Consider the following 7,952-nt stretch of genomic DNA (forward strand, 5'->3'; position numbering starts at 1 on the left):
CCCTCCCCGCCGGCGGGGAGGGGATTAAGGGGTGGGGTGCAATGACTATGGGAATCACAACTAATTACCCGGACATGATATAATATGTGATTGCGAGAAACGAAGCAATCCCAGTCATTGCGATCGCAACTCTTGGAGACGCTACGCCTAGCTTGCTTCCCCGTAGGAGTACGTTCTTCTCTACAAGACGCTACGCAAACGCAATAACATTAGGGACTGACAAGAAATAATTATCCATCTTGTGGGGTGGGCAGGAAAGCCCGCCCGAATATGGGACGGGTGCGGACACCTATCCCACAAGAAAATTTGGGATGTTTTTTTATTTGTCAGTCCCTTATATTTATACCCATGTACTTAGTCATCAACATCACGCTTTGCCAAATATTGGTACATCTGCCAACGTGCATCAACCTCAGCTTGCGCTTGTTCTAACAAGTGCTTGGCTACGTCTGGTTTGCTCTTGGTAAGCATTTTGAAACGATTTTCTTCATACATTGAATGTTCTACAGATTGCTTAGGCGATCGCATATCCAATTGCAAAGGATTTTTACCCTGTTTGAGCAACTCTGGATTATGCCGATACAGCAACCAACGACCTGATTCTACCAGAGTTTTTTGGTGATTCATCCCTGTGGTCATATCAATGCCGTGGGCAATGCAATGGCTGTAAGCAATAATCAGTGATGGGCCATCATAAGCTTCTGCTTCCAAAAATGCTTTCAGGGTATGTTCATCTCTAGCACCAAGGGCTACACTCGCTACGTAGACATTTCCGTAGGTCATGGCAATCATACCCAAGTCTTTCTTCGGTGCAGGCTTACCACTGGCGGCATATTTAGCAACTGCTGCTCGTGGCGTAGCTTTAGAAGATTGACCGCCTGTATTAGAATACACTTCTGTATCCATGACTAAGATGTTGACATTTCGACCACTAGCGATTACATGATCGATGCCGCCAAAATCAATATCATAAGCCCAACCGTCACCGCCAACAATCCAGACGCTTTTTCTCACCAAGTAATCGACAAGGGATTTGAGATTTTGGATTTGAGATTTTAGATTGGGGTCTAGAGTTAGGATTTCATCTAACCTCTGCTTTAACAGTTCTATCCTTTCGCGTTGTTCCCAAATGTCAGCCTCAGATTTTTGTTCAGCTTTGAGGATGGACTGAACAAGGTTTTCATCTATTTCACTGCTTAATTGTTGCAACAATTCTGCTGCAAACTCAGCTTGTTTGTCGAGAGAAAGACGGAAGCCAAAACCGAATTCGGCGTTATCTTCAAATAGATTATTAGACCACGCCGGGCCGCGTCCTTGGGCGTTGGTTGTCCAAGGAGTGGTGGGGAGATTCCCACCATAAATTGAGGAACAACCTGTAGCATTGGCGATAACAGCGCGATCGCCAAACAATTGTGTTAATAATTTCAAATAAGGTGTTTCACCACAACCTGCACAAGCACCAGAGAATTCAAATAAAGGTTCTTGCAGTTGTTGTTGGCGAATCTGGTTTAATTTTAGCGATCGCCTGTCAGGATTGGGTAAACTTAAGAAGAAATCCCAGTTTTTGCGCTCTTGCTCTTGTAAAGGCAGCTGCTGTGCCATATTAATCGCTTTCCGCAATGGCTCAGATTTATCTTTAGCAGGGCAAATATTTACACAAATAGTGCATCCTGTGCAATCTTCTGGGGCGACTTGAATGGTAAATTTTTGATTGGCAAAGTCTTTATCTTTTGCACCAGTTGACTTGAAGCTTCCTGGTGCATTAACTAACTCATCTGATTGATAAGCCTTTGCACGGATAGCACTGTGGGGACAAACCATCACGCACTTACCACATTGAACGCAGACATCCGGCTCCCACACAGGTATCTCTTCGGCAACGTTACGTTTTTCCCACTTGGCAGTACCTACGGGAAAGGTGCCATCAACTGGTAGGGTGCTAACAGGTAAGTCATCACCTTCCCACACCATGATTTTGCCCAGAACTTCCCGCACAAATTCGGGAGCGGAGTCTAGCAATTTTGGATTTTGGATTTTGGATTTTGGATTTTGGATTGTTTGTGGGACATCTACTTTATGTAAGTTGTCTAAGGTGTTGTCTACAGCTTGCAAGTTCATGCGGACAACTTCTGCACCTTTTTTACCATAAGTCTTGTCAATTGCTTGTTTGATTTTAGCGATCGCTTCTTCTTGTGGCAAGACTCCCGCTAAAGCAAAGAAGCATACCTGCATAATCGTGTTAATTCTTCCACCCATGCCACTTTCGCGGGCAACCTGGCTAGCGTTAATCACATATAACTTCAAATGCTTCTCAATAATTTGCTGCTGCACCTTCACCGGCAGATATTCCCAAACGGTATCTGCATTATATGGACTGTTAAGCAGCAAAGTCGCCCCAGGAATAGCAGCTTTCAAAATATCTATGCGTTCTAGAAATCCCCAGTGATGGCAAGCAATAAAGTTAGCTTGGTCAATTAGGTAGGTGGAGCGAATTGGCTCTTTACCGAAGCGTAGGTGAGAGACAGTCATCGAGCCAGATTTCTTGGAGTCAAAGACAAAGTAGCCTTGGGCGTAATTGTCGGTTTCTTCACCAATAATCTTGATGGAGTTTTTATTAGCCCCAACAGTGCCATCAGCGCCTAATCCATAGAACATTGCCCGAACAACGTTATCCGATTCTGTGGAGAAGTTGGGGTCAAAGCTTAGAGAAGTGTGACTAACGTCGTCATTAATCCCAATAGTAAAGTGATTTTTTGGTTTAGCTTGGGTAAGGTTGTCAAAAATGCCCTTCACCATCGCCGGAGTAAATTCTTTGGAGGAAAGACCGTAACGACCACCAATGATTTTGGGGGATGAAGTAACATTGTCTCCCTTATCTTCCCACGCTTCATGAATAGCAGCCACAACATCCAAATACAACGGTTCCCCGGCGCTACCGGCTTCTTTGGTGCGGTCAAGGACAGCGATCGCTTTTACACTAGTTGGTAATACTGCAACAAACCTTTGGACATCAAAGGGGCGGTAAAGTCGCACTTTCACTACACCAAGTTTTTCACCACGGGCGTTAAGGTAATCTACTGTTTCATGGACGGTTTCACAGCCTGAACCCATCAGAACGATAACGCGCGAGGCATCGTTATCCCCGTAATATTCATAAATTTTGTAATACCTTCCCGTGCGTTCTCCAAATTCATCCATGATCCGCTGGACAATTTCTGGACAGGCGTTGTAGTAAGGGTTAGCGCCTTCACGTCCTTGGAAGTAGACATCGGGGTTTTGGGCAGTACCCCGCAAGACTGGACGATCTGGAGTGAGCGCACGGCTGCGGTGGGCAAGTATGAGATTATCGTGGATGAGCGATCGCAAATCGCCATCTGACAGCAGTTTGACTTTCTGCACTTCATGGGAAGTGCGGAAGCCGTCAAAGAAGTGCATAAACGATACTCGCGCCTCTAGGGTAGCAGCATGGGCAATGAGAGCAAAATCTTGACTTTCCTGCACCGAAGCGGAACACAGCAAAGCAAAACCAGTAGCACGAGCTGCCATCACATCGCTATGGTCGCCAAAAATAGATAAAGCGTGGGTAGCCAAAGAGCGGGCTGCAACGTGAACCACAGCGCTAGTCAGTTCACCAGCAATTTTGTAGAAGTTGGGTATCATCAACAATAATCCCTGAGATGCCGTGAAAGTGGTACTCAGGGAACCTGTTTGCAATGCGCCATGTACAGCGCCTGCGGCTCCTCCCTCGCTCTGCATTTGCACGACGCTAGGAACAGTACCCCAAAGGTTGGGACGACCTTCTGCTGACCAAGCATCTGCCCATTCACCCATTGCTGAAGAGGGGGTGATGGGATAAATGGCAATCACTTCATTTAATTTGTAAGCAACACGGGCAACAGCCTCATTCCCGTCGATGGTTGCAAAGGTTTTGTTCATAATATGATTTTTGTCCCCGCCTCTAAGCTGCATTATCAGAACACGTGAATATAAGAATCAGAAATAGCCAGAACTAGAAATTGAGTGCATTATATGCATTAAATATTTCTCAGTAGGATTTACCCCGTGTTTAAAGGATAATTTATTGATGGCCTTTGGCTCTTAAGTTAACTTTCAACCAATATTGCATCTATTAATATCTCATCCGCAATACTGCATCTAATAATATGTATTAATAATGTACTCAATAACCAAAGTCTCTGTTTGATCAGACTTTAAGCTAATTTATTCTTTTTTGTGGGGTATAGGGTCGGGAATCTTTGATACAAAATATTCCCGAAATCAGGAAATTGCCCGAAAATAGGAAATCTGATTGACTTTTGACTTCTCAATTAGCGACTCTATCTGTAACAGAAATTTTATCTGTACAGATAAGTAGTAGCATCAAAGTACGGTCATCTATAAAGTAAAAATTAAATTACTGTAGGGTTTGTTAGGCGCATGTTTCGATATGATTTGTCACGAAAAACATGATATAAGCGCCTAACGCACCATGTTATAAGCGGTGCGTTAGGCTAAAGCCGTAACACACCCTACTTAAGATTTACTTTATAAATGGTTTCTTATCCTGCCTCTCCTACTTAAGATTTACTAACAAAACTCAAAACTAAATTTATTTATGGGGATTGTTAATTTTGAATTTTGAATTTTGAATTTTGAATTCGGAGCGAAGCGACGTGACCTCTTTTTTACTTTCTCTGGCAGCAATCTCAGTAATTGGCAGTATTAATCCTAATGGTTTTGCAGTGCAAATTTATCTACTGAGTACACCGAAGCCTGTTATCCGTGCATTAGCTTTTACTCTTGGAGAATATGTTGGACTTTTGATTTCAGGACTGTTAATTTCTTGGGGGATGATACAAGTAATTCAACAAGTTTTAAATTCTGTTGGTGAGAGGATTTATGGATTACAATTTTTTCTAGGAATAGGACTATTGATTGTAGGATGTAACGCGCCAAAATTTTTTAACCCTTCTACAAAAAATCTCCACCCTCTTTCACTCAAGCCGCTGCACACTTTTTTCTTAGGTTTTCTCATTGTCGCTGTCGAAACTCCAACTGCATTGCCTCATATTGCTGCCCTCAAGCAAATGAATGATGTCCATCTTTCAATCCAAATATTTATATTAATTTGGGCATTATACGATTTGATTTTTATCTTTCCATTATTGATAATGGTTGCTGTTTATCTGGTGTTCAATGAAAATGTTGTTAGTTATTTAGAACAATTTTATGATCAAATAAATAGTTGGATCAGCAGAATTCTACCCTTTATTTTGAGTGCAATTGGGGTTTTCTTTATTGTCAACAGTCTTATTCAGTTTTTTAGATAGTTTTTTGTCAGAGCATAATTTATTTCATCTCACTTTTGAGGACTTACGCAAAAATCGCCAAAAAGCTTAATTTATCGAACCGCCATCTCTACGAGACGCTGCGCGTTCACCTAGAGAAGAATCGTAGAGTGTGCGTAAGTCCTACTAATGATGACTGATTCACTTCCTGGGAATGCATAGCTGATAAATCTTGGTCACTTAGCTTGTATCTGGATAAGTGCTGTAACCCCAATACGGTTCGGTTAAGCCAAAAACCAGATAGACTGAGCGTTATCATCCAAGTGTACTGAGATTGAATGCAACTTAAAGAATTCTCACTGAACTCGCCGGTAGTTGAATCAGATACGGTACTCAAAGCGTTAGAAACAGCTATCCCAACAGAGGCAATTGAACAAGCGATGCCTTCTCTGCAAGAGACAATGCCAACGGCAAGCCGCTTCCCGTCCTTTACATTTTATTTATAATTACTGCCCTAAAAGTTGCTAAACTTCACACTTGAGAATATATCCGACCTCTTCACCATTGCTTAGACAAACATAATATCCTGCTTCATGATTACTTGAATTAGATGTCATTACTTATACCATTGTAATAGCAGTTTAAAAGATTGATATTAGAGAAGTAGTTTAAAAATATCGCTTGTCTGTCTACTACATGAATAAAAAATGGGCTGCTAAACGACTTACAATCAATCTCACATCAAGTGAGGCACAGAAGCTTGAACAATTCTGTTCAATCACGGGGAGACCAGCAACCGATGTGATTCGGGAGTTAATTCGCTCTCTTTCTACTCATGAGGAAAAAGTCCCCCAAACCTAGTAAATCATACTGAACAAAAAACAAAACCATGATCAGCACATCTGAATTTGTGAGGTAAATATAGTTATCAGTTATTTTCCTGCAAACACCCGCTATAGGTAGCAACTGAACACAATCCAGATGTGATTCTGCTTATTTAGCCATGCCCAATGCTGAGTGCTGAGTGCTAAGTGTTGAGTAAATTAAAAATTACTCAATACTTATGTACTTGGTACATGCCCCGTACTGCCTCCCCTTGTGGGCGGAATCTTCTTAGCAAGAGAAGGTTGATAGGATTAAATCTAGTAACTCGCATCAGAGGCGAAGTTCCTAAATCTCTCTTTCCTAAAACTTATACAGCAGTTTGCAAGTAAGTGAGGTACAAAATGCAGGACTTAAAATCAGATATGAAGAGTTTCTGTCTCCTGCCTCCTGCCTCAAAACCCGTAGCTTTGTACTTCATGCAAAAGAAAACTGCTGTATGTTAATTGGGATTGGTTTTGTGATTGCGGATATGGTTGTCAAAGCAGTTCTAGCGCCTATTTGGCAAAAACTGCTATTGTCTGCGTTGGGTTAATTTGTTCGTCAGAATTTCCTGATAGGCTTGGATTGTTTGACGAGCGATCGCATCCCAGCTAAAATTTTCCAATGCATATTTTTGGGCGTTTAATCCCCGTCGTTGGCGTTCTGCGGGATTTTCCAAAGCTTCTTGCAGTAACTCTACCAATGCTTGGACATCTGTTGCACCCACCCAACCCGACTCACTATCACGTATCTGTTGACAAATATGCACTTGGTCAGAAATTACCACAGGTATTCCTGCTACCATCGCTTCAGCGACAGCAATCCCAAAATTTTCGTAGTAGGAAGGCAAGACAAATAAATCAGCAACTTGTAGTAAACTAACTTTTAACTCACCAGTGACAAAGCCTGTAATTGTAGTGTGCGATCGCAGTGGTGAATTTTGAATTTGGGATATTATCTTTTTTTCGTAATCTGGATCTTGGGGATTTGTCCCAGCTAAGACAAAATGAAACTTATAACCAGCCCCTAATAGCTTTTCTAGCGCTGGAATCAACAAATTTAACCCCTTTTTCGGGTCAATTCGTGACATGAACAGCACTAACGGTACATCCTTTGGTATTTCTAAGTGACTGCATACATTTTTAAGAGGGGATTGAGGGGGGATCACACCCAAGGGAATCACCAAATCTGGCGTAGATACTCCAAACCGTTCTGATATTTTAGCTTCTTGATCGCTGGTAAAATGAATAGCCGCCGCACCAGCCAAATTTTGACGTTCTATAATTGCGACATAAAGCTGTTTTAATTGCTTTTTCTTCCGTAAATCAGCCGGATCGAGAGTACCCAAAGGACGGAAAATATAAGGTAGCTTTTGCTGACGACACACAATAGCAGCAGCACTAATTATTGGGGAGAATAGAGCATGAATATGTGCTATGTCAAACTCGTGAGCATGACATTTTAGCCAGTTTAATAAATCTAGGGAAAATTTATAGCGACGAAACGGGGCACAACGAAAGTAAATTATTTCATAGCCATCTTGTTTAATTGGCCGATTTAAAGGAACATCCAGAGGTATTTGACCATTATCGCCATTACTATCAGTTGTGAGAATTGTAACTTCTACTCCCTCTTTTACCAACGCTGGAGCTAGCCCTAGTACCATTTGACTGGGGCCGCCGTAAATCAGAGAAATTGAGGGGACAATTTGTAATATTTTCATTTTTTGTCATTTGTCATTTGTTCTTTGTCATTTTTTATTCACTAGATATCTTGCAAAAGCCCCTAACATCCCACCCC

5 protein-coding genes are annotated in these 7,952 nt (G+C 41.9%); 3 read left to right on the forward strand and 2 right to left on the reverse strand.

Annotation, left to right across the window (positions count from 1 at the left end; genetic code table 11):
• Positions 1-354 precede the first annotated feature (354 nt).
• Positions 355-3,936, reverse strand: coding sequence for a pyruvate:ferredoxin (flavodoxin) oxidoreductase (nifJ, locus tag HWQ41_RS20460; RefSeq protein ID WP_292766745.1), 3,582 nt, complete (start codon positions 3,934-3,936; stop codon positions 355-357).
• Positions 3,937-4,673: 737 nt separating this feature from the next.
• Here nifJ and HWQ41_RS20465 point away from each other — a divergent pair.
• The 3 genes from HWQ41_RS20465 (at position 4,674) to HWQ41_RS20475 (ending at position 6,149) form a co-directional block, all read left to right on the forward strand.
• Entirely contained in the window at positions 4,674-5,330 is a 657-nt protein-coding gene (locus tag HWQ41_RS20465; RefSeq protein WP_292766749.1) for a GAP family protein, read from the forward strand.
• A 296-nt stretch (positions 5,331-5,626) separates the two neighbouring features.
• Complete coding sequence (locus tag HWQ41_RS20470; protein ID WP_292766752.1) at positions 5,627-5,794, forward strand: hypothetical protein; 168 nt, start codon at positions 5,627-5,629, stop codon at positions 5,792-5,794.
• A gap of 190 nt (positions 5,795-5,984) precedes the next feature.
• Positions 5,985-6,149 carry a CopG family transcriptional regulator gene (locus HWQ41_RS20475; RefSeq protein WP_292766755.1) on the forward strand — a complete coding sequence of 55 codons (165 nt, stop codon included), beginning with the start codon at positions 5,985-5,987 and terminating at the stop codon, positions 6,147-6,149.
• A 535-nt stretch (positions 6,150-6,684) separates the two neighbouring features.
• Here HWQ41_RS20475 and hpsP read toward each other — a convergent pair.
• On the reverse strand, positions 6,685-7,875 hold the full coding sequence (gene hpsP / locus HWQ41_RS20480; protein WP_292766758.1) for a hormogonium polysaccharide biosynthesis glycosyltransferase HpsP: 1,191 nt from the start codon (positions 7,873-7,875) through the stop codon (positions 6,685-6,687).
• Positions 7,876-7,952: the final 77 nt, after the last annotated feature.

It is taken from the genome of Nostoc sp. NOS(2021) (genome assembly GCF_017115025.1).
GTDB lineage: Bacteria > Cyanobacteriota > Cyanobacteriia > Cyanobacteriales > Nostocaceae > Nostoc.